The sequence below is a fragment of the Actinomyces stomatis genome (genome assembly GCF_031292835.1).
Lineage (GTDB): Bacteria > Actinomycetota > Actinomycetes > Actinomycetales > Actinomycetaceae > Actinomyces > Actinomyces stomatis.
The window spans coordinates 66,459-92,008 of sequence record NZ_JASPEP010000007.1 but is presented as its reverse complement, the minus strand read 5'-3'; the positions used below and the strand labels follow the sequence as shown (position 1 = coordinate 92,008).

Annotated in this window: 17 protein-coding genes; 15 read left to right on the top strand and 2 right to left on the bottom strand. The window is 69.9% G+C overall.

The features are described from left to right. Positions 1 to 257 precede the first annotated feature (257 nt). The 7 genes from RIV12_RS06250 to ppdK all read left to right on the top strand — a co-directional run bounded on the left by RIV12_RS06250 (position 258) and on the right by ppdK (position 11,010). A complete protein-coding gene (locus RIV12_RS06250) occupies positions 258 to 1,706 on the top strand; it encodes a hypothetical protein (RefSeq protein ID WP_075418452.1) in 1,449 nt (482 codons plus the stop codon). Further along, a complete protein-coding gene (gene pelF / locus RIV12_RS06245) occupies positions 1,703 to 4,384 on the top strand; it encodes a GT4 family glycosyltransferase PelF (RefSeq protein WP_309322844.1) in 2,682 nt (893 codons plus the stop codon). The genes RIV12_RS06250 and pelF overlap by 4 nt, the downstream gene beginning before the upstream one ends. Further along, positions 4,381 to 5,490 carry a putative glycoside hydrolase gene (locus tag RIV12_RS06240; RefSeq protein ID WP_060957342.1) on the top strand — a complete coding sequence of 370 codons (1,110 nt, stop codon included), beginning with the start codon at positions 4,381 to 4,383 and terminating at the stop codon, positions 5,488 to 5,490. The genes pelF and RIV12_RS06240 overlap by 4 nt, the downstream gene beginning before the upstream one ends. Before the next feature lie 202 nt (positions 5,491 to 5,692). Then, entirely contained in the window at positions 5,693 to 7,105 is a 1,413-nt protein-coding gene (locus RIV12_RS06235; RefSeq protein WP_009395377.1) for an MFS transporter, read from the top strand. A 28-nt stretch (positions 7,106 to 7,133) separates the two neighbouring features. Then, on the top strand, positions 7,134 to 7,580 hold the full coding sequence (locus tag RIV12_RS06230) for a universal stress protein (RefSeq protein WP_009234307.1): 447 nt from the start codon (positions 7,134 to 7,136) through the stop codon (positions 7,578 to 7,580). A 147-nt stretch (positions 7,581 to 7,727) separates the two neighbouring features. Further along, a complete protein-coding gene (locus RIV12_RS06225) occupies positions 7,728 to 8,165 on the top strand; it encodes a putative glycoside hydrolase (protein ID WP_225792351.1) in 438 nt (145 codons plus the stop codon). 139 nt (positions 8,166 to 8,304) lie between these two features. Further along, the gene (gene ppdK, locus RIV12_RS06220) at positions 8,305 to 11,010 is read left to right on the top strand and encodes a pyruvate, phosphate dikinase (protein WP_309322843.1); all 2,706 of its coding nucleotides are present in this window, start codon (positions 8,305 to 8,307) and stop codon (positions 11,008 to 11,010) included. 138 nt (positions 11,011 to 11,148) lie between these two features. On the opposite strand, the gene RIV12_RS06215 is transcribed toward ppdK, so the two are convergent. After that, entirely contained in the window at positions 11,149 to 13,695 is a 2,547-nt protein-coding gene (locus tag RIV12_RS06215; protein WP_309322842.1) for a bifunctional lysylphosphatidylglycerol flippase/synthetase MprF, read from the bottom strand. A 412-nt stretch (positions 13,696 to 14,107) separates the two neighbouring features. Between RIV12_RS06215 and RIV12_RS06210 the strand changes: the two genes are divergently transcribed. The 4 genes from RIV12_RS06210 (at position 14,108) to RIV12_RS06195 (ending at position 20,286) form a co-directional block, all read left to right on the top strand. Beyond that, on the top strand, positions 14,108 to 16,204 hold the full coding sequence (locus RIV12_RS06210; RefSeq protein WP_309322841.1) for a restriction system modified-DNA reader domain-containing protein: 2,097 nt from the start codon (positions 14,108 to 14,110) through the stop codon (positions 16,202 to 16,204). Between the two features lie 173 nt (positions 16,205 to 16,377). After that, positions 16,378 to 18,348 carry a serine hydrolase domain-containing protein gene (locus RIV12_RS06205; protein ID WP_309322840.1) on the top strand — a complete coding sequence of 657 codons (1,971 nt, stop codon included), beginning with the start codon at positions 16,378 to 16,380 and terminating at the stop codon, positions 18,346 to 18,348. A 43-nt stretch (positions 18,349 to 18,391) separates the two neighbouring features. Continuing rightward, positions 18,392 to 19,642, top strand: a complete 1,251-nt coding sequence (locus RIV12_RS06200; RefSeq protein WP_309322839.1) for a sensor histidine kinase — start codon at positions 18,392 to 18,394, stop codon at positions 19,640 to 19,642. After that, positions 19,639 to 20,286 (top strand): response regulator, encoded by a 648-nt coding sequence (locus RIV12_RS06195; protein WP_309322838.1) that lies wholly within the window; start codon positions 19,639 to 19,641, stop codon positions 20,284 to 20,286. Before RIV12_RS06200 ends, RIV12_RS06195 begins: the two co-directional genes overlap by 4 nt. A 19-nt stretch (positions 20,287 to 20,305) precedes the next feature. Here RIV12_RS06195 and RIV12_RS06190 read toward each other — a convergent pair whose 3' ends face one another. Beyond that, entirely contained in the window at positions 20,306 to 21,376 is a 1,071-nt protein-coding gene (locus RIV12_RS06190; protein ID WP_309322837.1) for an alpha/beta hydrolase, read from the bottom strand. A 236-nt stretch (positions 21,377 to 21,612) separates the two neighbouring features. Between RIV12_RS06190 and RIV12_RS06185 the strand changes: the two genes are divergently transcribed. The 4 genes from RIV12_RS06185 (at position 21,613) to RIV12_RS06170 (ending at position 25,328) form a co-directional block, all read left to right on the top strand. Continuing rightward, entirely contained in the window at positions 21,613 to 22,905 is a 1,293-nt protein-coding gene (locus RIV12_RS06185) for an IS30 family transposase (RefSeq protein ID WP_309322836.1), read from the top strand. Between the two features lie 67 nt (positions 22,906 to 22,972). Continuing rightward, entirely contained in the window at positions 22,973 to 23,095 is a 123-nt protein-coding gene (locus RIV12_RS06180) for a hypothetical protein (RefSeq protein ID WP_256695847.1), read from the top strand. 241 nt (positions 23,096 to 23,336) lie between these two features. Further along, complete coding sequence (locus RIV12_RS06175; protein WP_309322835.1) at positions 23,337 to 24,770, top strand: dihydrolipoyl dehydrogenase family protein; 1,434 nt, start codon at positions 23,337 to 23,339, stop codon at positions 24,768 to 24,770. 108 nt (positions 24,771 to 24,878) lie between these two features. Next, positions 24,879 to 25,328 carry an RpiB/LacA/LacB family sugar-phosphate isomerase gene (locus RIV12_RS06170; protein WP_309322834.1) on the top strand — a complete coding sequence of 150 codons (450 nt, stop codon included), beginning with the start codon at positions 24,879 to 24,881 and terminating at the stop codon, positions 25,326 to 25,328. The last annotated feature ends 222 nt before the right edge of the window (positions 25,329 to 25,550 follow it).

The following is a 25,550-nucleotide window of genomic DNA, read 5'->3' as shown; positions in this document are numbered from 1 at the left end:
TTGGCTGTCTCATGTCTGTCCTCTGCCGGATACAGTTGAGTGACGATCCGTCGAAAGTCGTCCCTCGGACATGGTCGGTCGGTGTCGTCACCCCGCGCAGCGCGGGGCCGTCTCAACCGTCTTAGCCCCTACTCGTCCTCACTGTCCGTACCTGTCCGCCCTCATTCAGACCGCCGTGGCGCTCCTCGACCGCGGTGCCCGAATGTCCGGCTCGGATCGCCCGTGCGTGCTCACGGATTCTTGGTGCCGCTACTCCCATGACCCAACTCAGATACGAACCGCGACATTTCCACCAGCATCGTTTCCCGCGCCTGCGGACCGCTAACGCTGCTGCGACCCTGGGGGTCGTCGGCGTGGTGACAGCGGTGCTGCCCTGGATCGGCTGGCCGGTGGAGGTCACCATCGGTGTTCTGGTCGTTACTGTCCTCATCGGCCTGGGGCTGGTCACGGCGCCACCCACCCGGGCGCTCAAGCGCGGCGGCATCGCCCCGGGGGCCCGCTGGCACTGGGGCGCGGCGATGCTCCTGGGAATGTCCCCGGCGATCCTGCTGGGTCTGAGCTTCCCCGTTGTCTCCCAGAAGATGGCCGCCAGCACGGTGAGCGGTACGGGTCTGCCGGTCATCGTGCTGAGCGTGTCGGTGGCGGTGCCCTGGCTCAGCCAGATCATCGGCACCCCCGTCTACCGCCTCCTGGGCGACTCCATCGGTCGCGGTCCGCGGGCGGTGCTGGAGCGCTACTGCTCCATCTGGCCGGCGCTGTTCCTGTGGGCGCTGGTCCCCACGGCACTGGAGATCCTCATCGTGGCCGCCGTGACCGGCTGGAACCTGCACGTCCTGGGCGTCCACACCGCCCTGCTCCTCCTGCACGTCGTCTTCGTCCAGTCGCTCATCGTCGCCGACGTCGCCGGACGACGCCGCCTGTGGTCGGTGGGTTGGCTCTGCTACGCCGTCGCACTCGTCGCCGAGCCCACCTGGTGGTACCTGCCTCCGCTGGTGGGAGCCCTCAGTCAGTTCCTGTCCATGGGGCGCTCCCTGGGCAGGATTCTGCGGCCCCGCGGGGTCGCCACCGGCATCCTCGTGCAGGACATGCTCCGCGGTGCGATCCTGGGGGGAGTGCTGTGGTCGGACAAGTTCTTCCTCTTCCTGGGCGCCGGTCGCGACTTCGACGTGGCGCTGGTCTACCTGTGCCTCCAGCCCGCCGTCGTCGCCTACTGCTACTACTTCGCGGTCACAGCGCCGCGGGTCAACACCGAGATCGCCCTGTTCCAGACGGTTCTCAAGCGTGAGGGCATGGCCAGCCTGCGCGATCGTGGGCGCACATTGCGACGGCTGCTGGACGCCAGCCTCATTCGCGCCTGCGTCGTCGGGGTCGCCGGTGTCATCGTCGTCGTGTGCTCCATGGCGCTCATGTCCCCCGAGCAGGTCCCGCTGGTCCTCGAGGTGTGCCTCTCCTCGACCCTGTTCACGGTGCTGACGCTCCTGAGCTACGAGATCGACCATGTCGGCGACTCGACCACCGCCCTGCTCCTGTCCGGCATCCACGTGGCGATCGCCGCGGCCCTGCTGCTGAAGCTGGCCGACGCCGTCGCCTATCTGCCGCTGGCCGGCGTCGACCTGGTGCTGTGCGCGCTGGGGCTGCTGCTCTACCGCAAGCGGTGGGCCGCGCCCGAGTACTCCTTCTTCTGGGGAAAGGCCATGTCCTGGTGAGCTCGTCATCCTCCTTCCGTGCCCGCCTGGAGAGCCTCCCGCTGCGCTACTCGGCTCCTGCCGGCGGCTACGCCCCGATGCCCAGTCCCGACGACGCCCCCGGCATCGGCGACCGGGGCCAGGAGACCGGCCCCAGGATCAAGGTCGGCCCCGATGGTTACGGCGTCGTCGTCACCACGGGTGGGGCCAGTGCCCCGAGCGGTCCCTCGGCACCCAGCGCCGTCACTGCCCGCAGCGCGCACAGTGCCCCGGCTGCGCCCGAGGCCTCCAGAGGGTGGCGAGCCGATCACGACCGGCAACGGGTCGAGCCCTCAGCCGCGACGGCGTCGGCCGGCACTCCGGAACAGGCCGATGCCGCGGCCCCCGCGCCCTCCAGGGCGGCGGCCGCCCACGCCACGCCCTCCTCGAGCGGATCGGCCTCCACTCCTGAGGTGCCCGCGGTGCCGATCTACGGCGTCGTGCAGACCCCGGCCCCAGCCGGCTACGGCCTGGTCCAGCCGCGGCCCAGGACCCCGGAGCCTCCCGCCTCCCCAGGCGATGCCCAGGTCCTGGACTCCCCGATCTTCGGGACCGTGCGTTCCGCCCCCGCGGCTTCAGCGGCCTCCCCCGAGCCTGTCGCCCCTGCAAGGCCCGCTGCCTCCCCAAGGCCTGTGGCATCCCCGGCTCCCGCGGCTTTCCCCAAACCCACCGCCTCCCCGGATACCCCGGCCGCGCCGTCGGCTCCCGATGAGCCCTTCGCGGAGAGGGACGATGGGGCTGCCGAGCCCTCGCCCACCGCTGCCGGCCCCTTCCAGGAGACGGCACCGATCCTGCCGGGGCATACCGCCCCGGTCACCGGCTCCGACGGTCCCGGCGCCTCCGACAACGAAGCGCGAGAGGTTTTCTCGACCCCGTCGGCTCCCCCCGCCATCGCCTGGGAGTCCGTGGCCTCGGCCGCCTCCCACGCCGCCGCCATTCCCCTGTCCCAGCAGACCGGCGAGGACGAGGAGGAGACGGAGGATGCTCCGGCCGGGGCGGCCGAGATCGCGCTATCGCCCGAGGAGTCCGAGCCGGAGCCGGATCCCCAGGCCCTGCCCGACGGCGTCCCTGAGGACGGCGTGTACGTCGACGTCGATGTCGCCATCGTCATGGAGTCCACCTACCCCTATCTCAAGGGCGGGGTCTCCGCGGTGGTCCACGACATCATCACCGGCAACCCGGACCTCACCTTCGGGATCATCCACATCACCTGGGACTCCCACTCGCCGCTCAAGGACCTCTACGGCATGCCGGACAATGTCGCCTGGGTGAAGGTCCTCTACCTGTCCATGGAGGAGCACCAGGAGGACTTCCTGCGCGCCCGCCCGCGCGACCTGCGCATGAACCGCCGCCAGCGCCGCGAGCTGTCCCGGCGCATCCTGGGCGCCCTGCTCGCCCTGGCCCAGGACGGCCGGACCGAGCCGCTGTGGGACATCATCAGCGAGGGCCTGAGTGCCTCACGTCGATACCCGGTCTGGGCGATCCTGGGCACGCGCGAGTTCATGGAGGCCTACCACGACATGATGCCGGACCTGGGGATGTCGATGACCGACATCTTCTGGTGCCTGCGCGACTTCTTCTCCCTGGCCTACGCGGTCCTGGCCGAGCCCGTCCCGCGCGCCCAGGTCTACCACGCCCACACCACCGGCTACGCCATGCTGCTCGGCGTCAACGCCGCCCGTGAGCACGGCACCAAGGTGCTGCTGACCGAGCACAACCTCTACGTGCGCGACACCGTCAACACCCTCCTGGAACGCAGGCTGGACCTCAACGTCAAGCTCACCGACTACCGCACCTTCGACGTCACCGGGCGCGAGCGCATGTGGATGGCCTGGTGGCTGGAGATGGGGCGCCTGTGCTACCCCTACGCCTACGCCTCCACCTACCTCTACCCGCGGGCCATCACCGAGGCCAATGAGCTCGGCGGCGACGCCGGGCGCGCCATCGTCATCCCCAACGGCATTGTCACCAAGGAGTTCGACGCCTCCTACGCCGCGCGCCTGGCCGCCATCGAGGAGATTAAGAAGGAGGGCGCGGACAAGCACCTGTGGAAGCTGGTGTACATCGCCCGCGTCGTACCCATCAAGGGGCTGCTGGACATGATCGACTCGGTGCGCCTCATGGTGGACCGGGGCCTGAACATCCACCTGGACGTGTGCGGGCCGACCGAGCACATGCCCTCCTACTTCGAGCAGTGCCTCACCCGCATCGTCGAGCAGGGCCTGGAGAGCGTCATCACCATCCGCGGCACCGTCAAGGTCCGTGAGCTCCTGCCCGAGTTCGACCTGTTCGTCCTGCCCAGCTACAACGAGGGCCTGCCGGTCGTCTCCCTGGAGACCATGGGCGCCGGCATCCCCACGGTGAGCACCGACGTCGGCGCCGTGCGCTCCGTCGTCGAGGACATGATCGTCACCGACGAGGGGGAGACCTGGGACCCCTGCGGCATCATCATCGAGCCCGGTGACCCCGCCGTCATGGCGGACAAGGTCCAGGAGGTCATCAGCGACGTCGATCTCTACGAGCGCCTGAGCCTCAACGCCCGCGGCCGCGTGGAGGCGGCCTACGACCTGGTCAAGGTCAACGCCTCCTACAACAAGATCTACCGTCAGGGCGGTGCCGGCGAGCAGACCGGTACCCGCGCCGACCGAGGAGGAGCATGAGGAGCAGCACCGGCGGCGTCGGCGCCTGGATCCGTTACGGAAACCCGCTCGAGCCCGGGGAGCTGGACTTCGCGATCGCCCACTACCGGGCCGCGATCCTCCAGCCCTGGGAGACCGAGGCAGCAGCCCGCCTCAAGGAGGCGCGACCGGACATGACGGTCCTGGCCTACCGGTGCCTGTCCTCCACGCGAGACTTCGAGCCGGACTCCATGCGCGCCTCCGGGCTGTCCTACCGCGAGGCCCGACGCCGCGGCTGGCTCGCCAGGCGTGACAACGGCGACCTGGTCGAGTGGAACACCTACCCCGGCCACTTCCAGGCCCGCGTGTGGGACCCCGACTACCGCGCCCGCTGGGTGGAGGAGGTCTGCCAGGCCACCGCTGAGACCGCCTTCGACGGCGTCATGGCGGACAACGACGTCTTCGACGACTACTACGGCCTGGACCTCCCCCTGGACGGAATCGCCGACACCGCCGCCCTGCGCGCCGAGCTGAACATCTTCGTGGACCAGGCCGGTGCCGGCCTCAACGGCGTCGGCAAGATCCTCATCCCCAACGTGGCCGAGGCCCGCCGGGAACCCGGCCGCTGGGAGCGCCACTCGGCCTGGGGTGGTGGCTTCGACGAGTGCTGGCTGGGCTGGGGGGACCATCACCTCTTCGATGAGGCCACGGCCCTGGCCCAGATTCACGAGCTGCGAGGGCCGGGCCTGTCCATCGTGCGCACGCCCGACGGCGGGGGCGGCGGCTCCATGTCCGGTGCCCGCACGTCCCCCGGCCTCTACGGGCTGGCGGCCTTCTGGGTCTTCGGGGGAGGGGAGGGCGCCTACACGGCCACCGGTCACGACGACTACTCGCGCACTCCCTGGTTCCCCGCCCTCGACGCCGACCTGGGGCGCCCGCTGGGACGGCCCCGGAGGACCTCGGGCGCCTGGGTGCGCGAGTTCGAGGGCGGAGTGGCCGCCGTCGCGCTCGGCGAGGAGGGAGGCGGCACCGTGCGTCTCCCGGCGGGCCTCAGGTCACCGGGGCCCACCGGGGACCCGGACGGTGAGGCGCTGGCTCTGGAGGTGCGCCTCAGCGCGCATCGTGGGATGATTGCCCTGCGTGCCTGAGTCATGACCCGGTCCGGCTCGTGCGAGATCCGATAATGGGACTAAAGACCTGTCAAACGTTAGTCATGTTGGGTGGATCATTGACCTGCTTGACTTCCTGAGATCCCCGCCGTCCCGTACGGCGTTCTCTCGGGCAGGAAGTGCGGCGTCCGTCTCGGGCGGCGTCGACAGAGTTCCACAGGGCCCAGGACAAGGATGACCTATGGCACAGACTTCCCAGAATAGCGCGGCGGACATCGCGCACAAGCCCATGATGAGCACTGCTCAGATCCTGCTGATGAACGTCGGATTCTTCGGCATCCAGTACTCCTTCGGCATGCAGCAGAACGCCATGTCGCCCATCTACCAGTTCCTCGGGGCTTCCGCTGATGAGATCCCCATCCTCAATCTGGCCGGACCCGTCACCGGCCTGCTCGTCCAACCGCTCATCGGGGCGCTCTCGGACCGGACCTGGAGCGAGAAGTGGGGACGCCGTAAGCCCTTCTTCCTGATCGGGGCCGTCGGCTGCTCCGTGTTCCTGTTCCTCATGCCCTTCGTCACCGCCGTGTGGATGGCGGTTCTGTGCCTGTGGCTGCTGGACGCCTCGAACAACACGGCCATGGAGCCCTACCGGGCCTTCATCGGCGACCGCCTGCCCTCCAAGCAGCTCGCCAAGGGCTTCCTCGCCCAGTCCCTGTTCATCGGCGCCGGCTCGGCCCTGGCCGCCGGGACCCTCGTCGTTCTGGAGAAGACCCTGGCGGGCGCCACCGCCGCCGGCATCCCCTACTGGGTCTTCGGCGCCTTCATGGTGGGCTCGGTGTGCTCCATCGGCTCGGTGCTCATCTCGGTGCTCTCCACCAAGGAGCTGCCGCCCACGCCGGAGGGCTTGGTCGAGCTCGAGCGCAAGAAGCGGGAGGAGGGCCCCTTCGGCTTCGTCAAGGACATCGGCGTCGCCATCGTCGAGATGCCCCGCGGCCTGAAGAAGATGGCCCTGGTCTACCTCTTCCAGTGGTACGCCATGAACGTCTTCTGGCAGTACCTGGGCCTCATGTGCGCCGTCACCTACTTCGGCGTGAACCTGTCCGACCCGGGGTACGCCAAGACCGAGGCCTTCAACAACGCCTCCGGCTTCGCCACCGGGCTCATGGTCGCCTACTACGTCTCCTGCACGGTCGTCGCCCTCTTCCTGGCGCGACTGTCCAACCGCATCGGCCCCAAGCACGTCCACACCGCGGCGCTGTGCCTCGCCGCCGTCTGCCTGGTCCTGCTCACCCGCATCGGCAGCCCCGGCCACACCGCGGTCCTCTACCTGCCCATGATCGGCATTGGTGTGGCCTGGGCTTCTATTACGGGCGTACCCTACATCATGGCCATTGAGATGATCCGCAAGGAGCGCCGAGGCGTCTACATGGGCGTTATCAATATGATGATCGTCATCCCCCAGTTCATCCAGACCCTCACCTTCGGTCCCATTTACAAGCACCTGCTCGGCGATCACCCGGTCAACGCCATGCTCTTCGTCGCAGTCTTCCTCGTCATCGCCGGTCTGCTCATCGAGTGGATCGACACCGTCAAGGACGCGGACCCGCGGGTGCGCGCCGCCGCCGTGTCCGCCACTGAGACTGCCGTGGCCTGACCGGGTGCCCCACGAAAGGATGTCATCCGTGACCTATACCACCATTGTCGCCGGAGTCGGCGATGTCGAGGCGAACACCCACGTCATCGATCGCGCCTGCGAGATGGCTCGCCTGTGCGACGCCGCTCTTCTCCTCGTCGCCGGCTTCGACCCCGTCTCGGCGCGGGACAAGGCTCGCATCAACGAGTTTGCCCCCGTCGCCGATGTGCGGGTCGGGCTCACCGAGGACCAGGCCTACGCCGTCGTCGAGAAGGCGCGTGATACCGCCGTTGAGCGCGGCGTCGCCCTCGCCCAGGGCGTCGTCGTCGAGGGCACGGCGGTCGATGCCGTCACCCTCGTCACCTTGGAGACCGAGGCGGACCTCGTCATCGTCGGATCCAAAGGCGTCGATTCGCTGTTCGGCCGCATCTTCGGAGCCGTCTCCGTCCAGGTGCTCCGCAAGTCGAAGTGCGACGTCCTCGTCGTCGTTCCCTAGTCGCCGGATAGACGTCGGACGCACGCGTCGGATCCTGCGCGATCGGACCGGCGGCGGATGCCCGCCACGCGGAAGTGTGGCGGGCATCCGCCGCTATGTTTTGAGGTTCTTCGTGTGTGAGGGCGTGGTCGGGGTGAGCGGGTGCCGGTGGTTCGGCGTCTCGGGGTCCTGCGCGGGCCGGGCCTGTCCATCGTGCGCACCCCCGACGGCGGGGGAGGCGGCTCCATGGCCGGCGCCCGCCGCTCCCCGGGCCTCTACGGACTGGCGGCCTTCTGGGTCTTCGGGGCGGGGGAGGGCGCCTACGCTGCCACCGGTCACGACGACTACTCCCGCACTGCCTGGTTCTCCGCCCTCGACGCCGACCTGGGGCGCCCGCTGGGACGGCCCCGGAGGACCTCAGGAGCCTGGGTGCGCGAGTTCGAGGGCGGCCTGGCTGCCGTCGTGCTCAGCGGGGAGGAGAAGGCGACGCTGGAGCTGCCCGCCGGCCTGGTCCTGCCCGGCCCCACCGGGGCGCCCGACGGCGAGCCCCTGTCCACCCGCATCACCCTGCCGGGACACACCGGCCTGTTGGCGCTGCGCCCTTAAGCCCTCGGGCCGGCCGGCGCAGCCCTGTTCGCGGCTGGATGAGTCACCTGCAACATGGGACCGAAGTCACATAGAGTGCTTCGCGTGCGCCTGCGCGTGCACGGAGTCCCTAGTTCCACAAGAACCGAAAGAGGCAAGGATGCCCAAGTACGTGTACCGCTTCAGCGAGGGTGACAAGGACCAGAAGGATCTCCTGGGTGGCAAGGGAGCGAACCTGGCGGAGATGACCCGGCTGGCTCTCCCCGTTCCCCCCGGCTTCACCATCACCACCGACGCCTGTCGCGCCTACCTGGCCAGCGGCGAGGTCCCTGAGGAGCTCTCGGTCCAGGTCACTACCGCTCTGCGTGGAGTCGAGGAGGAGCTGGGGCGCGAGCTCGGCGCCGCCGAGGACCCCCTGCTCGTCTCGGTGCGAAGCGGCGCCAAGTTCTCCATGCCCGGCATGATGGAGACCGTCCTCAACATCGGCCTCAACGACGTCTCCGTCAAGGGCCTGGCCGCCGCCAGCTCCGACGAGCGCTTCGCCTGGGACTCCTACCGCCGCCTCATCCAAATGTTCGGCAAGACCGTCCTGGACATCGACGGCGACCACTTCTCCGACGCCCTGGACGCCAAGAAGGACGCGCGGGGGGTCTCCATGGACTATGAGCTCCCCGTGGACGCCCTCCAGGAGCTGGTGGAGGAGTACAAGGCCATCGTCAAGGAGCACGCCGGCATCGACTTCCCGCAGGACCCCCGCTCCCAGCTGGACATGGCCACCGAGGCCGTCTTCCGCTCCTGGAACACCGAGCGCGCCCACATCTACCGCCGCCGCGAGAAGATCCCGCACGACTTGGGCACCGCGGTCAACGTGTGCACCATGGTGTTCGGCAACATGGGGGAGACCTCCGGCACCGGCGTGTGCTTCACCCGCGACCCCTCCACCGGGCGCACTGGCGTCTACGGCGACTACCTCGTCAACGCCCAGGGCGAGGACGTCGTCGCCGGTATCCGCAACACCCTGTCCCTGGCCGACCTCGAGCGCCTGGACAAGGCCTCCTACGACGAGCTGCGCTCCATCATGCGCCGCCTGGAGACCCACTACCGCGACCTGTGCGACATCGAGTTCACCATCGAGCGCGGCAAGCTGTGGATGCTCCAGACCCGCGTGGGCAAGCGCACCGCCGCGGCCGCCTTCCGTGTGGCCACCCAGCTCGTCGACGAAAAGCTCATCACCATGGACGAGGCCCTCACGCGCGTCTCCGGCGAGCAGCTCACCCAGCTGATGTTCCCCCAGTTCGACGACGACTCCAGCCGCGACCTGCTCACCCGCGCCATGGCCGCCTCCCCGGGCGCCGCCGTGGGCTACATCGCCTTCGACAACGACGAGGCCGTCTCCCGTGCCGAGAAGGGCGACTCCGTCATCCTCGTGCGCCGCGAGACCAACCCCGACGACCTGCCCGGCATGGTCGCGGCCGCCGGCGTGCTCACGGCCCGCGGCGGCAAGACCAGCCACGCCGCCGTCGTCGCCCGCGGCATGGGCAAGACCTGCGTGTGCGGCGCCGAGGCCCTCGAGGTCGACTCCGCCGCCAAGACCCTGCGCATCGCGGGGCGCGATGAGGTCCTCACCAGTGAGGACATCATCGCCATCGACGGCACCACCGGCGAGGTCTTCCTCGGCGAGGTCGGCGTCGTCGACTCCCCGGTCATGACCTACCTGCGCCGAGGCCTGGACGAGGCGCTCAAGGCGGCCGGTGACGACGACACCCGCGAGCTCGTCACCGCCGTGGACCGCCTCATGGGCCACGCCGATGAGGTTCGCCGCCTGGAGGTGCGCGCCAACGCCGACACCCCCGACGACGCCCGCCACGCCATCCACCGCGGCGCCCAGGGCGTGGGCCTGTGCCGCACCGAGCACATGTTCCTGGGCGAGCGCAAGCAGTTCGTCCAGAACCTCATCCTGGCCTCCTCCGAGGTCGAGCGCGAGGCCGCCCTGGCCGCCCTCCTGCCGCTGCAGAAGGGCGACTTCATCCAGATGTTCGAGACGATGAACGGCAAGCCCATGACGGTGCGCCTCATCGACCCGCCGCTGCACGAGTTCCTGCCGGACCTGACCGAGCTGAGCGTCAAGGTGGCCGTGGACCGCGAGCGTGGCGAGCTGGACCCGGCCGACGAGGAGCTCCTGGCCGTGGTGCGCAAGAGCCACGAGGCCAACCCGATGCTCGGCCTGCGCGGGGTCCGCCTGCTGCTGACCATGCCGGGCCTCATCGAGCTCCAGGTGCGCGCCATCGCCGAGGCCGCCGTCGAGCGCCTCAAGGCCGGCGGCGACCCGCACCCCGAGATCATGATCCCGCTCATCGGATCGGTGCGTGAGCTCCAGCTGGCGCGCGAGCGCGTGGAGCACGTGCTGCAGGAGGTCTCCCAGGCCTCCGGCTACGCCCTCGACTTCCCGGTGGGCTGCATGATCGAGCTGCCGCGCGCTGCCGTCACCTCCGCCCACGTCGCCGAGGAGGCCGACTTCTTCTCCTTCGGCACCAACGACCTGACCCAGACCACCTGGGGCTTCTCACGCGACGACGTCGAGGGCTCCTTCGTGGGCCACTACACCGACGACGGCATCTTCGGGGTCTCCCCCTTCGAGACCATCGACACCGACGGCGTGGGCGGCATGGTGCGCCTGGGGGTCGAGGGCGGCCGCTCCACCAAGCCGACGATGAAGATGGGCGTGTGCGGCGAGCACGGCGGGGACCCCGAGTCCATCGGCTTCTTCCACCGGGTGGGCCTGAACTACGTCTCCTGCTCGCCCTTCCGGGTGCCGGTGGCCCGCCTGGAGGCCGGGCGCGCAGCCGTCGAGGACAAGGCCGACTAGACCCGAGCAGGCCCGGGACGCGCTGAGAGGCCGCACCACCCTGGAGCCGGTCGACTCAACCCCCTGAGGGATGAGCCGGCCGGCTCCGGCGTCTGTACTGCGCGGCCCGCGCCGTGGTCCTGGTCGTGGGCTCCGGCCTCAGTCCCGGTTCATGAGCACCTGGGCGAAGCGCGCCGTCTGGGAGGGCTTGAGGTCGGGCAGGTAGGCCCGGGCGATGGCGATCCCCACCGTGGGCAGATCCACCAGGTCGGGAACCGCCAGGTACATGGGCACCGCCCGCGGCTTGAACTTGCGCTTGTAGGCGTGCAGGGAGCCGAAGCCGTAGGCCGGCTCCAGCACGGAGGCCAGCAGGTTCAGGAGCCGGTCGAAGGGCGAGGAGGCGCCGCCGTCGGCCGGGGCGGAGCGGGTCAGCGGCGCCCCGGACAGGGAGAGGATCTCCAGGCCCTCGGCCTGGGCGTCCTGGGCGGCGCGCCCGATGAGGTACTCCATGACGGGGCGGAAACCGCCTTCGCGGCGTCGCATGAAGTCCAGGGTCAGGCCGATGACGCGTCCGTCTCGATAGACCGGCAGCCAGGAGGTGACGCCGTGGACGGTGCCGTCGGCGTCGACGGCCAGCAGCAGGCGCGTCTCGGCGTCGTCGAGCTCGGCCAGGCCGCCCAGGGTGAAGCCCATCTCCGGCAGCGGCTTATCACTGGCCCAGGCCTGGGAGATGGCCCGGATCTGGTCCCGCCGGCCGGCCGGGCAGTCGCGGAAGGTGGTCCACACCGCCTCAATGCCCTCCTTGTTGGCGTGGTTGAGGGCGGTGCGCACGTCCTGGTACGCCTTGCCGCGGAAGGCCAGGTCCGGCAGGTCCAGGACGGCCTCCTCGGCCACCTGCAGGATCGTCCAGCCCATGGCGCGGGCGGCCTCCATCGCCGGGGCGTGCACCGAGTACAGGGCCGGGATGAGTCCGGCGTCGGTGGCGAAGTCGGCGAAGTCCCGCACCGCCTGGTCCACATCGGTGTCGTCTGCGGCGGGGTCCCCGACCGTCAGGGCGACGTCGCGGCTGGGCCGGTAGGAGAAGCCGGCCGTACCCGCCTCGTTGACCCAGGCCTCGTTGCCCTCCCAGGTGAGCATCCACCCCAGGGTCCCGGCGCCGCGGCTGCGCACAAGGTTAACGAGCTCCTCCCGGTCGGAGACCTGGGTGCGGGCGGGAGCGGACTGGGCCAGCCACACCCACAGGATCGTCAGGAGCCACACCAGGACCGGTACCCAGGCGGTGAGCAGGTAGGCCACGGGGGTCAGGGGCTCGACGATCAGACCCACGATGCCGCCGGTACTCACGGGCAGCAGGTAGGACACGTAGGTCTCCAGCAGGGCGGGCCAGGTCGCGTAGGGGGAGAAGTTCTGAGACATGAGCAGGCCCCCGACGACGGTCAGGGCCGCCCCGCCCAGGAGGGTCAGGGCCCAGGCGATGACGGCGCGGCGAATGACGCCGGGGCGCGACCCCAGGGTGAATCGGCTTCTTGTCCACACGACGAGGCTGATGACCACGATGTTGAGCAGCAGCGGAACCAGCAGGTGCCCCGAGCGCAGCCAGCTGTCCAGGAGCCGGGCCGTGGTGGGACCGGACTCGGGCGACTGCTCGCCGATCTTCTCCACCAGGGCGAACAGGGCCGCGCACATCCCCAGGAATATCTGCAGGGCGATGGTGCCCTGGGCCGCTGAGCGGCGCCCACGGCGCAGACCGTCGGCCAGGACCAGCTGCAGGAGTGCCGGCATGCACATCAGGAGCTGCTCGACGGGGTAGATGACGGCGTCCTTGGGCAGGATGGCTGGGGTGAGCCCGTAGCGGGCATCGGCCAGGGGGCCGGCGGCGTTGCTCACCACCGCCAGGGCGCAGCTCACGGCCCAGCAGGCCACCAGGAAGGCCACGAGCTCGCGCTCCACGCGCCGGGGCAGCTCCTGGGAGGGAGCCGTCTGCTGCCCGCGTTCCAGGATGATGCCCATGATGAGGCCGATGACGCCGGCTCCGAGTCGGGCCAGGGCGCCCACGGTTCCGGTCACCGCGGCCGAGACGACGAGGACGGCGAACATCGCCAGACGCGTGCGACGCCGCCAGGACGGGCGCATGACGCTGGTGGAGGCCGCCACCAGGCCGGCGGTGGGCAGGCTGATGCCCTGGATCGGGGCGTGGATGAGGTAGGGCGACCAGGCGTCCCACACGCGACCGATGAGGGGGTAGAGCGCCTGAGCCAGGACGATCCCCCCGGCGGAGGACACGGCGGCGGTGGCCAGCCACCGTCGTGTGCCCAGGAGCCGCTCCAGCAGCACGCCGATGGACAGCAGCATGAGGCTGCCGCTCAGCGGCAACAGGTGACCGGGGACCGCCCAGGCGGTCAACAGGGTCCACACCCGCTGGGGCCGGTGGATGTAGGCGGACAGGGCGATCTGCCCCTGGGGCCCCCAGGGCAGGAGGACGATCCCGATGATGAGGGTCAGTGCGGCGCAGGTGGTCGCTGCCGGCGCTGGGGCCAGCCAGGCGCGTACGGCCCGCCAGCCTCGGTGTGCGTAGGTGTGCAGACGCGAGGGCTGCGGCGCGGGGGCCGCCGGCGAGGATGACGGTGATGGGGCGGAGGAGGACGCCGGGCAGGGCGCGATCTCGGGTGCGTCCGGGGGAGTCGTGGTGGACGAGACCGACGGCATGAACGCTCCTCAGACGGTAGGTGATGGGAGGTTGGTGATGCGATAGAGGATGGCAGGGCTCCCCGCCGGGAGCCGACCAGCCGACATTCTTGTCCACTTCTCGGGCATCCTCATCCACCTCGAGGTGGATGCAACCATGAGACCGGTCTCTCCAAGGATCGGGGATAACCCTCGGAGATAACCTTGATCTGGCCGTGCTCCCGCGGTTTTCTCACTGTGTGCGGGCCGATGTGATGGGGCGACGGCCCACTCATTGTTGCTGTCATGAGATAGTCTGCCGTGTGCTGGCGGTCGTGACAGGATGGCTGGGCACTGTGTTCGTGGGTGACTCGACTGTGAGCCGGCCATGCGCGTGTCCACCTGTGCTGGGGGCCATCGCGGAGCAGGACGACGAGGAAAGGCGGCCCCATCCATGGCCATGTACGAGCTCGACGGCAACCACCTCCTGCCCGTGCGCCTGGGTCGCTCCGCTGACGCCATCACCCTGTCCCACAGTCTGGTCGCCATCCAGCGGCAGATCGTCGATGTCCTGCGCCGTCCGCTCTTCCCCCTGTCATGGGAGGAGGTCGACGCCGGAGCGAGCCTGACCGCCCTGGACGCCACTGGGCAGGTCGTCGTCGTCGAGGTCCTGGAGAGCGTCGACTCCACGGGGCTGCTGGCCGCCATGTCGCGGCTGACCCAGGCCGCTACCGCGGGCCGCCGTGAGATCGCCAGCAGGTACGCGGGCGGGCTGGGGGCCTTCAGCCAGGACTGGAACGAGTTCCGCGAGGCGATGCCCGCTCAGGTCGAGGCCGGCCCGCGTCTGACCATCCTGAGTGCCGCCCTGGAGCCCGACGTCGTCGGAGGGCTGGGAGTGCTGTCCTCCTCCGGGTTGGAGATCCACGAGGTGGACGTGCGCATCGTGGACGAGTCCCGCATCGTCGTGGTGGTGGAGAAGATCTCCGGGATGGACGTGGCTGCCGGGGGGCCGCTGCTCGTGGCCCGTGCGCCCCGCCCGGCCCTGGCCGGCTCCGCCGGTCCGGCCAGTACCGCCTCCGCCGGCTCGCGTGCCATCGATGTCACTGAGCAGGTCGAGTACATGAGCCCGGTCACCGGCCCCATCGAGATCGTCATGCCCTCAGAGCCGGCGCACGCCCCCGACGCGGAGGGTACCGAAGACAGCAGCGCCGCTATTCCGGCAGGAGCCTTCGCCGCGACGGGGGCCGCCGATGCGCTCTCCGAGCTGTTCGAGCCGGTGGCCGTGACCGCCGAGCAGCCCCAGGTGCACGAGCCGCCCGCCCAGGGCGGGGACGAGCCCCGGCCCGAGAACCCCGGCGAGGCGGGCGATACCCAGTCTGCCGGGAAGGCGGCGTCCGAACCGGACGACGGCGCCGCCGACGGCCCCGCCGACGATTCCCACGCCCCTGTCGCCCCCGCTCAGAGCCCGGCCAAGGACACCACCGACGACACCGCGCCCGATGCTGCCCACGGCGCTGAGGGCGACCACAAGGCCACGGAGAGCCGGCCTGATCCGGGCCCGGAGAGCTTCGCCGGCGCCTCTCAGGCTCCGGCTGCATCCGATCCCACGGACGGCCCCGGTGACTCCAACCACGACGGTGGCGCCCCCAACGCTGCCGGAAGCGCCGGTCACGTCGGTCAGGATCTGGCCGACATCCTCAGCGGCGACACCGTGACCGTTCCCGCCGTCGTCGACCTGGGTGACGAGCCCGCCGGCGCCGGTCGCGGAGGCCAACCCGACTTCGCCGATGACGGCAGCGTCGAGGAGCGGGCAGTCGCCGCCCTGGCCGGAGGCGTCGACATCCTCGGCGGGAGCAGCCTGTCCGGGGGGAGCGGCTCAGCGGCGTCGGCCGGCTCGGCGCCTTCCGCCGCTCCGCTCGGCGCCACTTCCGACGAGACGCTCGATGCCGCAGGAGTCCCGCAGACCGGTCATGCCCTGAACGACGTCGATCCGCGCACCCGCATGGGACGGCGCTCGCGGGCGGCGCACGCTCAGCCGGACGCCTCCTCTGCCGCGCCCGGCTCGCAGGCCGACGCCTCGCCCGGCTCCCACAACGGCGGGCCCACGGTGCGGGCCGCGGAGGCCTGGTCCACCGTGGCCCCCAACGATGCCCGCCCGGAGGCGCCCACCGGCGCGGTACCGCTCGTGTCCTGGGAGCCGCTGCGTGGGTCGGCCGACGCCCTCGACCCTGTGGCCGAGGCGCTGGGCGGTGACCCCTCGAAGTCCCTCCTGGTCCAGGAGACCGCGGAGCTGGCGGCCGTGGCGGCCTCACTCGGCAAACCGACCCAGCTCGTCTGGCAGCGGCTGCGCCGAGGCATCTACCACGAGGCGACCCTGTCGGTGGAGGGCGTCATCACCCTGTCCGACGGGCGTTCCTTCACCGACCCGACGTCGGCCGCCAATGCCGCCCAGGCCGTTACCGACGCCGACGGCTGGCGCGTGTGGCGCGTAGGGGTGCACGGCGCCCACCTGGGGGACCTCCGCGATGACTTGGCCGACCGCGGCTTCTGAAATCCCCTGGCCCCGAACCTGACTGTCCGGTCGGCTCGTCCGTGCGGTCGAGGCCCTTACGTCGTAGGTCGTAAACCACCTGACATCCTGCGCCCGTAGAGGAGAGCCGCCCGATGCCGCGAGGCTGGAGGTGGCTCGCGGCTTTCCCGATCACGCGGGCCGGGGAGATGATCATGAACGCGACGCTCCATACGACGAGCAACGTGACGCGCAGGGCCATGGCGCTGGTCGTGGTGGCCCTGTTGGCCTCACTGTCCCTACTGACCGCTTGTGGGTCGACGTCGTCGTCGAGTAGCTTGCCGCCGCGTGAGCCGCCTGCGGGGAAGCATCAGCTCACGACCGAGGACGTCAACGCCTGGTTGGATGGGAAGCTGCCCGATGCCTTGAAGAACGGGGATATCCCGGGTGCTGTGGTGTCGGTGGTCAAGGACGGTCAGGTGGTGACCACTCGTGGTTACGGCTGGGCCGACATCGGTGCCTCCGGTGGGCAGCCGGTGGCCGTGGACCCGGAGAAGTCCCTGTTCCGGGTGGCCTCGATCTCCAAGATCCCGACCTCCATCGCGGCGATGCAGCTGGTGGAGCAGGGCAAGGTGGACCTTGACGCCGATATCAGCGCCTACCTGGACTTCGAGATCGAGCGGCGCTTCGATGAGCCCCTGACCCTGCGTCACCTGCTGACCCACTCAGCGGGCTTCGATGAACACGGCAGCCTCACCCCGACGACGGATCTGGAGGCCTACGTCAAGAACGATCCGCCGACTCAGGTCTTTGCTCCGGGCACCACCCCGGGTTACTCCAACTACGGGATGGCGCTGGCCGGTTACATTGTGCAGCGGGTGAGTGGTCAGCCTTTTGAGACCTACGTGCGTGAGCATGTCCTGGAGCCGGCGGGGATGACCTCCTCCACCTACGAGCAGCCCCTGCCCAAGGATATGGCCGGTTCCCTGGGGCCGGGCTACACCTCCACCGGTGAGGAGGTCCCCTTCGAGGTCATGGGCGACTTCCCGGCCGGCTCGCTGACCGTCTCGGCCCCGGACTTCGCGGCCTTCATGAACGCTCAGCTGAGTCGTTCGCCCAAGCTGTTGCGTGAGGAGACCTGGGAGCAGATGTGGTCTCCTGGGCTGGGGGAGGAGCGGCTCGGCAACCGGGCCAAGGCTGGGGAGATGGGCCTGGGCTACTTCGAGCTCACCCGTCACGGCCGGCGCATCGTTGAGCACAGCGGCGACCATACGCGGGGCTGGCACTCCAAGTTCGAGCTCTACCCCGAGGAGAAGACCGGCATCTTCATCTCCTACAACGGTGACGGCAACGAGTCCGCACGCAGCCTGCGAGAGGACCTGGCCCAGGGCTTCGCCGACCGCTACTTCCCCGGCGAGACAGTCAAGGCCTCCGGAAGCAAGGACTCCGCCGAACGTGCCCGCCAGGTCGCCGGCTCCTACATATCCAGCCTAGGTCCCTGGAATACCTTTTTGGCAGCTTGGTCACCCTTTTTCGGCAAGGCAACGATCGAGCACACGGGTGGAGGGAAGCTCATGCTCGATGAGGCCCAGTATGTTGAGGTCGAGCCGTGGGTCTGGCGACAGGTCGACGGTGCCGGCGCCATTGCCGCCCAGGTCAAGGACGGCAAGGTTGCCAGCCTGAGCCACGGGCCGGCGTTGACCCTGATCCCCGTGACACCGGTCCAGCAGGCGCTCGTTCCCGTGTTCGGTGTCTGCTTGGTTCTGCTGCTGGTGGCCACGGTGGCCTGGCCGGTCGGTGCCCTGCGACGACGGCGGGCCCTCAGAGGGGGCCAGGAGGTCGGTGCCCCGGTGCCGTGGTTGACCCGTGTGGCTCGGGGCGGCGGGGCCCTGGCGCTGGCCGCCCAACTCACCTGGACCCTGCTGCTCGTTGTTTTCGTGGCCAATTCATCGACTATTACCGACGGTTCCTTCACCTGGCTGATCCCGGTGGCACGATGTGCCCAGGTCCTTCAGGTCCTGGGGGTGGTGGCCGTCATTCCGGCGGCGGCTGACCTGGTCATCGCCCTGAGGCGTCGGGCGGGGTGGCGGCGAGTCACCATGTCGGCCGTTCTCCTGACGGCACTGGTGGCGCTGGCCTGGTGGGCCTGGGCCGGCAACGCCCTGGTACCCAGCCTCGGGATGTGACCGGGGGACGTTGAGGTCGGTGTCCGTCGATGACAATGCAGCCATGAGCCTGTCCGTTCCCACCAGCCCGGTCTCGATCCGGCGCAACGATGTGCTGTTGGCCCTCGCTTCCGCAGTGGTTCAGCCGACGGTGGCGTTTCTTGCGAGCACCTCGGTGCCGGCCGGCCCCCGGCCGTGGTTCGCCGCGACGGCGATTCCGCTCGCGGCCGAGGGTCTGGCCCTCGTGCTGTGGCGCAGTCGCCCCCTGCTGTGCCAGGCGCTGGTCTGGTCGGCGGAGGTGGCGACGGTGTTGCTGCTTCCCGCAGGCTACGTCGCCGGCGGCTACGGCCAGCTCGTCGTGTCCTTCGGCATGGGGATGCGGTTTCCTCTGCGTCGAACGGCGGCTGTCCTGACCGCACTGTCACTGGCCTACTCGGCGGTCGACATCTGGCGACGATCCCCCGAGCCGTGGCAGCTGCACATGGTCAATGCACTGGTGACGCTGGCGATCTACCTGGTGCCGATGTTGGGCGGGGCCGCGCTGGCCAGCAGCCGCAGGTACGAGCACTTCCGCCAGGAGCTCCAGCTGCGTGAACACGAGAGGCAGTTGGAGACGGCCCTCATTCAGGAGCGTCGTCGCCTGGCCGGTGAGCTGCACGACGTCGCCGCCCACCACCTGGCCGGGATCGTCGTGCAGGCGGCCGCGCTCGAGCGACTGATCGACCGCGACCCTCAGATGGCCAGGGAGGCGGCTCAGCAGCTGCGCCGGCAGGCCAAGGAGACCCTCTCCGGGCTCCGCTCCGTGGTGGGGCTGCTGCGCAGTGACGCCGAGACCGGAGACCCCTCACCCGGGCTACGCGACCTGCCCGAGCTGGTCGCCTCCACCCGGGCGCTCGGCGTCGACATCGAGCTGCTCGACGGCGGACTGCTGGACGGTGAGCCCGGTGAGACGGCCTCCGTCAGAGCTTCTGGCAGCGCGCCCACTGACGCGCCGACTGGTATGCCGATCCTGTCGCCGCCGGCCGACACCGCCGTCTTCCGGGTGGCGCAGCAGTCGATCAGCAATGCCCTGCAGCACGCTCCCGGAGCCCCGATCACGGTGGAGGTGAAGCGCCTTGAGGACTCCCTCGAGCTGAGCGTTCTCAACGGCCCGGCCCGCCGGCCCTCGACCGACCCCGGTGGCGGCGGCACCGGCCTGGCGGTCATGCGGGAGAGGACCGACGCCGTCGGCGGCTCTCTCCACGCCGGCCCGGTGGAGGGCGGCGGCTGGCGGGTACGGTTGGTCCTGCCGCTAGCACAGGAGGAGGACGCGTGATCAGGGTGGTTCTGGTGGATGACCAGGCGGTGATCCGCGCCGGCTTCCGCATCCTGCTGGAGGAGAACGAGGACATCACGGTGGTGGGAGAGGCCTCCGGCGGCAGGGAGGCGGTGCGCGTGGTGCGCGCGACCCGTCCCGACGTCGTGTGCATGGATCTGAGGATGTCCGAGGGGGACGGCCTGACGGCCACGCGGCAGATCGTCTCCGAGCGGGAGGGCGGCACCCCGTCGGTCCTGGTCGTCACCACCTTCGACATGGACGCCGACGTCTTCGGCGCACTGGAGGCCGGAGCGGACGGCTTCATCCTCAAGGACTGCGAACCCGAGGAACTGATCGACGCCGTGCGCCGCCTGGCCTCCGGCTACGGCCTGGTGGATCAGAGTGTCACCCGGCGGGTGATCGCCGAGTTCGCCCGCCGCCAGGGGCGGGTCGAGAACCAGGAGGCGCTCGGTGTGCTCACCGAGCGGGAGCGCGAGGTCGTCCAGCTCCTGGCCGGCGGCATGTCGAACGCGGAGATCGCCGCCGAGCTCGTCGTCGAGACCAGCACGGTCAAGTCGCACCTGACGCGGATCCTGCCCAAGATCGGTGCCCGCGACCGGGTCCAGGCCGTCGTGTGGGCCTACCGCAACGGGTTGGCCTGAGCCGCTTGTCGGGCAGGGCTCAGCGCAGCACGTAGGCGGACATCCAGCGGCGCAGGGCCGAGAAGACCTGCTCTCGCACGGGAGGCTCGGACAGGGTGAGGTCGTGGACGCCGCCGGGGAAGCGGGCGATGGTCACCAGCTTGCCGAGCATGACGGCGCGACGGGCGGTGGCGTCGGCGTCGATGATCGTGTCCGCGCTACGCGACTCCGGCGTCCACGTCACTCCGAGCCGGGTGGTGGCGGCGCCCATGGACAGCACCGGACAGCGGATGTCCAGACCCTGGGCGACCCGGTTGTGCCCCTCCATGACGGCCTGGAGCCAGCCGACGCGCACGGGCGCGGAGGGCTTGATCGACCAGGCGGGGTTGATGTCCCAGCCGGTCACGTAGGGGTCGTCGGCCCAGGCGGGATCCGGCAGCTCGCCGTCACGCTCGGCGACCCAGCCGTCAGCGACGGAGAAGACGCGCGCCGGGTCGACCCAGCCGTCGAGGATCGACATGCGCGGATCGCGCAGCGCCAGGGTGCGCAGGACCGGGTCGCCGACGGTGCGCACGAGCTCGGAACCCTGAAGTGAGAGCCAGGCGGAGTTCAGGACCAGGGCGCGCAAGGCCCCCGGGTGGCGATCGGCCCACAAGGAGGCGACGAGCCCGCCCGTGGAGTGGCCGGACAGGACGACCTCGGTCTCCCAGCCCTGGTCGGCGCGGATGGCGGACAGGGCCAGCCCCAGGTCCTCGTCGTACTCGGCCAGGGAGGTGCACCAGCCCAGCATCTGGCCCTCGCGCCAGGAGCGGCCGTAGCGGCGCAGGTCCAGGGCGTAGAAGGCGCCGCCCAGGCGGGAGATCTCGCGGGCCAGGTGGGTCTGGAAGAAGTAGTCGTTCCAGCCGTGCAGGTAGAGGTAGATGAAGGTGGGGGTGGTGGGGGTGCCCGGCAGGGCGCCGGGGTCGAGGGCCGGTAGGTGGCGCACCAGGGTGGCGACGGCGCCGTCGTCCTCGTCGTCGGGCAGCAGCTCCAGGGTGCGGGCCTCGAAGCCCGGGCCCAGGAAGTCCGGTCCCCAGGCGTCCACCGGCGCGTGCTCGGTCGTTGCGTTCACACCCCCATGATTCCACCGCTCGCTGGAAGGGGGCGCCAAGCCGGAATTCTCACCCACCGACCAAAACTTCAGAAACGACCGGTGGGGTCTGGTGGTGGATGCACCGCTCGTGGGAGGGGTGTTGTGTGTCTGGGGCTTGGTTTGGTCAGGGTGTGCGTCGTGATGCGGTGGCGCGTGTGGTGGCTGGTGAGTCGGCTTCGGCGGTGGCTCGGGATCTGGGGTGCTGTCGTGGGTCGGTGAGTCTGTGGTGCCAGGCGGCGGGGGTGGAGCTGGTAGGCGGACGACGGGGTGGGACTGTCCAGTCCGACCAGGCCAGACGCGCCAAGGTCGCCCAGGCCGTCCTGGCCGGAGCAACCCTGACCCGGGCAGCAGCCGCGGCCGGGGTGAGCCGGGATACCGCGAGGCGGTACTGGCACGATCAGGCCATGGAGGACGCAGCAACAGCATCAGGACGCTCATCAAGGCGGCGGGGGCGTGGGGGCTGGTCGGTGTCGGTCTGCGCCGGGCGGGTCGGGCGCGGGCAGCGCGTCAGCGACGCCGAGCGGGTCCTGATCGCTCAGGGCCGGGCCCGCGGGGAGTCGGCCGGGGCCATCGCCCGCTTTCTGGGACGGTGCCGTCAGACCGTCTGGCGGGAGATCGCCCGCAACACCGGCCCTGACGGGGTCTACCGGGCCCCAAGGGCCTCGGCGGCGGCCCAGGAGCGCCTGGCCCGCCCCAAGGCCAGGAGGCTCGATACCGATCCCGTCCTGCGCGCCGAGGTGGTGGCCCTGCTTGAGGACGGGGCCAGCCCCCGCCAGATCAGCGCGCGCCTGCGCTGGGCCCACCCCGACAATGAGGCCATGCGCATCTCCCATGAACAGATCTACCAGGCCCTCTACGTCCAGGGCGCCGGGAGCCTGCGCCAGCAGCTGCGGGTGGACAAGGCCCTGCGCTCGGGACGCACCCGGCGCCTGCCCCGCTCACCGCTGGCCGGCCTGCCCCGCAGATCCAGGCGTCCCTGGATCGAAGGGGCCCAGATCAGTGTGCGCCCGCCCCAGGCCGCTGACCGGGCCGTGCCGGGCCACTGGGAGGGCGACCTGGTCATCGGCGCCGGCGGGCGCAGCGCCCTGATCACCCTGGTGGAGCGCACCAGCCGCTTCGTGCTCATACACCGCCTGGGCGCCGGCCACGACTCCCAGACCGTCACCACCGCCTTGCAGACCATGGTCGCTGACCTGCCCCGAGCCGTAAGGGCCTCGATCACCTGGGACCAGGGAAGCGAGATGGCCCGGCACGCCGACTTCACCGCCGCCACCGACATCCCGGTCTACTTCGCCGACCCCCACAGCCCCTGGCAGCGCCCCACCAACGAGAACACCAACCGCCTGATCCGCGAGTACCTCCCCAAAGGCACCAGCTTCACCGATGTCACCGACACCCAGGTCCAAGCCATCCAGGACCGCCTCAACCGCCGACCCCGCATCGTCTTGAACGGACAGACCCCAACTGAGAAACTCAACGACATCATCAACGGTGCAAACACCACCTGACCCCACCACCCGGAGCCGCGTCGTTTGTGAAGTTTTTGTCGAAGTGAGGCGGGGTGCCGGGGGAGAGGTGGGAGGGCTCCTCGGTGGGCCGTTGGCGAGGCGGGCCTCGGCCTCGATCCTGACGACCGCCTTCGGCATCCTCCTCCTGGGCGTCTGCGCCGTCACCGCCTACGACCCTCTGACCTCCTGAGCCAGGGATGGGAGCTCGCCCTCCGAGCCTGCGGTGACCGCGGATACGGCGCTGTGGCTCGGCACGTACTTCGGGGTATCCGCGCAGTTCTGACTGAACCTGCAGACCCAATACGACCTTGACGTGGCGGAGGACCGTCTTTCGATGCAGATCGATGTCATCACTCCGCTGCGGTTGGCCTGAGGCTCGACATGCCGTACAAGTTGGTCAGCCGGCCGAGATGCGTGGCAGCATCGGTGGCATGAGCAGGGAAACAGTGCCTGAGCAGACCAGCACCTACGATGTCGTCGTGATCGGTGGCGGGCCGGCGGGGGAGAACGTCGCCCAGTACGCCATCAAGGGCACCGACCTGACCGCGGTCCTCGTTGAGGGCGAGCTCCTGGGTGGCGAGTGCTCCTACTACGCCTGCATGCCCAGCAAGGCGTTCCTCGTGCCTATCGAGGTCGCGGCGGCGTCCGCCAACCTCCGTGGCCTGCGCCCTGCCGAACTGTCTGCGCTCGATCTGCTCGAGCGTCGTGACGAGTGGGTTTCCCGCTACAACGACGCTGCTCAGGTGCGCTGGGCCGAGGGTGCCGGCCTCGACGTCGTTCGCGGATGGGCTCGCCTCGACGGCGAGCGGCGCGTCGTCGTGAGAACCGCTGAGGGGGAGCGGGTCCTTCGTGCCCGCCGCGCTGTCGTTCTCGCCACTGGCGCGCAGCCCGTCATGCCTGCTGCGTTCCAAGGCCTTGAGGCCTGGGATTCGCGTGACGCCACCGGCGTGCAGGAGATCCCGCAGCATCTCATCGTCGTCGGTGGCGGGGTCGTCGCCTGCGAGGCCGCCACGTGGATGTCCGCCCTGGGCAGCGACGTCACCATGCTGGTGCGTGGCCCCAGCCTCCTGTCGGCTGCGGAGTCCTTCGCCTCCCGGCTCATCGAGGAGGCTCTTACTGCCCGCGGTGTCACCGTCATAACGGATGCTCGGGTGACTGCCGCCGAGCGGTCCCAGGCCAGTGACACCGGGCTCGGTCGTATCCATGGCGGCCCTGTCACGGTCACCTGCGCCGGTCGAACCATCGAGGCCGATGAGATTCTGGTCGCCACCGGCCGTCGCCCGCTACTGACCGGCATTGGGCTGGAGACCGTCGGCCTGGAGCCCGACGACGTCCTGGCCGGTCGCCTGCCCGACTGGCTCTACGCCGTCGGCGACGCCAGTGGTGAGGCCCAGTTGACCCACATAGGCAAGTACCGAGCACGCGTTGTAGGGGAGAGGATCGCCGCCCATGCGGCGGGCTGCGAGTCCGAACCAGTGCCCGAGAGCATCCCGGTCCCGCAAGTCGTCTTCACCGATCCCCAGCTCGCCTCCAGCGGCCTGACCGAGCAGAGGGCCCGGGCCCTCGACCACGACGTCGTCACCGCCCAGGTCGGTTACACCTCGGCTGCTGGAGCTGCCCTCCTGCGCGACGATGCCCACGGTGAGGCCAAGCTCGTCGTCGACCGGCAGACGGGGGCCGTGCTGGGAGCCACCTTCGTGGGCCCTGGTGCGGGTGAGCTCATCCACGCCGCCACCATCGCTATTACTGCGGGCGTCCCCGTCCATCGGCTGCGTCACGCCGTGCCCGCCTACCCCACCGCCAGTGAGATATGGCTGCGCCTCATCGAATCCCTCCCGAGCGAGTTGCTCCACCCGAAGAGGTGATATGCGGCGGCGCCACGTGGCGTCCATGGGAAGCGGATGAGAGGTCTTCAGCGATATCAGCCTGGAGCAGCCTCGCCTTGAGTGGCACCAGTCTGAGAGACTGGGCGCATGCGAATCGCCATCGGTGCCCCGGGCAATGGAGCCCTCCTGAAGGACGCTCTTGAGGAACGACTGGCCAAGGATGGGCGCGTGAGCGACGTCGTCGACCAGTCCGCACCGGAGATCACCTACCCGGAGGTCTCCTTCCGGGTCGCCCGGACAGTTGCCGAGGGACGGGCCGACCGCGGGCTTCTCATCTGCGGCACCGGCGTGGGAACCGCCATCGCGGCCAACAAGGTGCCCGGGGTGCGCGCAGCGACCGCGCACGACCTGCTCACCGTGCGCGGCTCGGTGGAGAACTACGACGCCCAGATCCTGTGCATGGGGCAGAACGTCATCGCGGCCCCCGCCGCCTGGGCGCTCATTGACATCTGGCTCGACCTGCGCCACGACCCCACCAGCAGCTACGGCCCCAAGGTCGGCGAGATCGCCGCCTACGAGGCGCGTCTCCACTCCTGACGGCGGCCTCGTCGAAGCGCCTGGGTGGCACCGTAGATGGCGATCCCGGCGCCGAGGAGCCCCGCGGCGGGCAGTGCGCGTCTCATATCGGGCCCCTCAGGCGTCCACCGGTGTGTGCTCGGTTCTTGCGTCCACGCTCCCCATGATGGCACTGCTCGCTGGAAGGGGCGCCAAGACGGAATTCTCACCCACCGACCAAAACTTCAGAAACGACCCGGAGCC

Coding starts and splice junctions, on each gene's coding strand:
- RIV12_RS06240 (WP_060957342.1), top strand. CDS start 4,381: ATGAGGAGCAGCACCGGCGGCGTCGGCGCCTGGATCCGTTACGGAAAC.
- RIV12_RS06170 (WP_309322834.1), top strand. CDS start 24,879: ATGCGAATCGCCATCGGTGCCCCGGGCAATGGAGCCCTCCTGAAGGAC.
- RIV12_RS06175 (WP_309322835.1), top strand. CDS start 23,337: ATGAGCAGGGAAACAGTGCCTGAGCAGACCAGCACCTACGATGTCGTC.
- RIV12_RS06215 (WP_309322842.1), bottom strand. CDS start 13,695: ATGCCGTCGGTCTCGTCCACCACGACTCCCCCGGACGCACCCGAGATC.
- ppdK (WP_309322843.1), top strand. CDS start 8,305: ATGCCCAAGTACGTGTACCGCTTCAGCGAGGGTGACAAGGACCAGAAG.
- RIV12_RS06205 (WP_309322840.1), top strand. CDS start 16,378: ATGAACGCGACGCTCCATACGACGAGCAACGTGACGCGCAGGGCCATG.
- RIV12_RS06200 (WP_309322839.1), top strand. CDS start 18,392: ATGAGCCTGTCCGTTCCCACCAGCCCGGTCTCGATCCGGCGCAACGAT.
- RIV12_RS06250 (WP_075418452.1), top strand. CDS start 258: ATGACCCAACTCAGATACGAACCGCGACATTTCCACCAGCATCGTTTC.
- RIV12_RS06210 (WP_309322841.1), top strand. CDS start 14,108: ATGGCCATGTACGAGCTCGACGGCAACCACCTCCTGCCCGTGCGCCTG.
- RIV12_RS06235 (WP_009395377.1), top strand. CDS start 5,693: ATGGCACAGACTTCCCAGAATAGCGCGGCGGACATCGCGCACAAGCCC.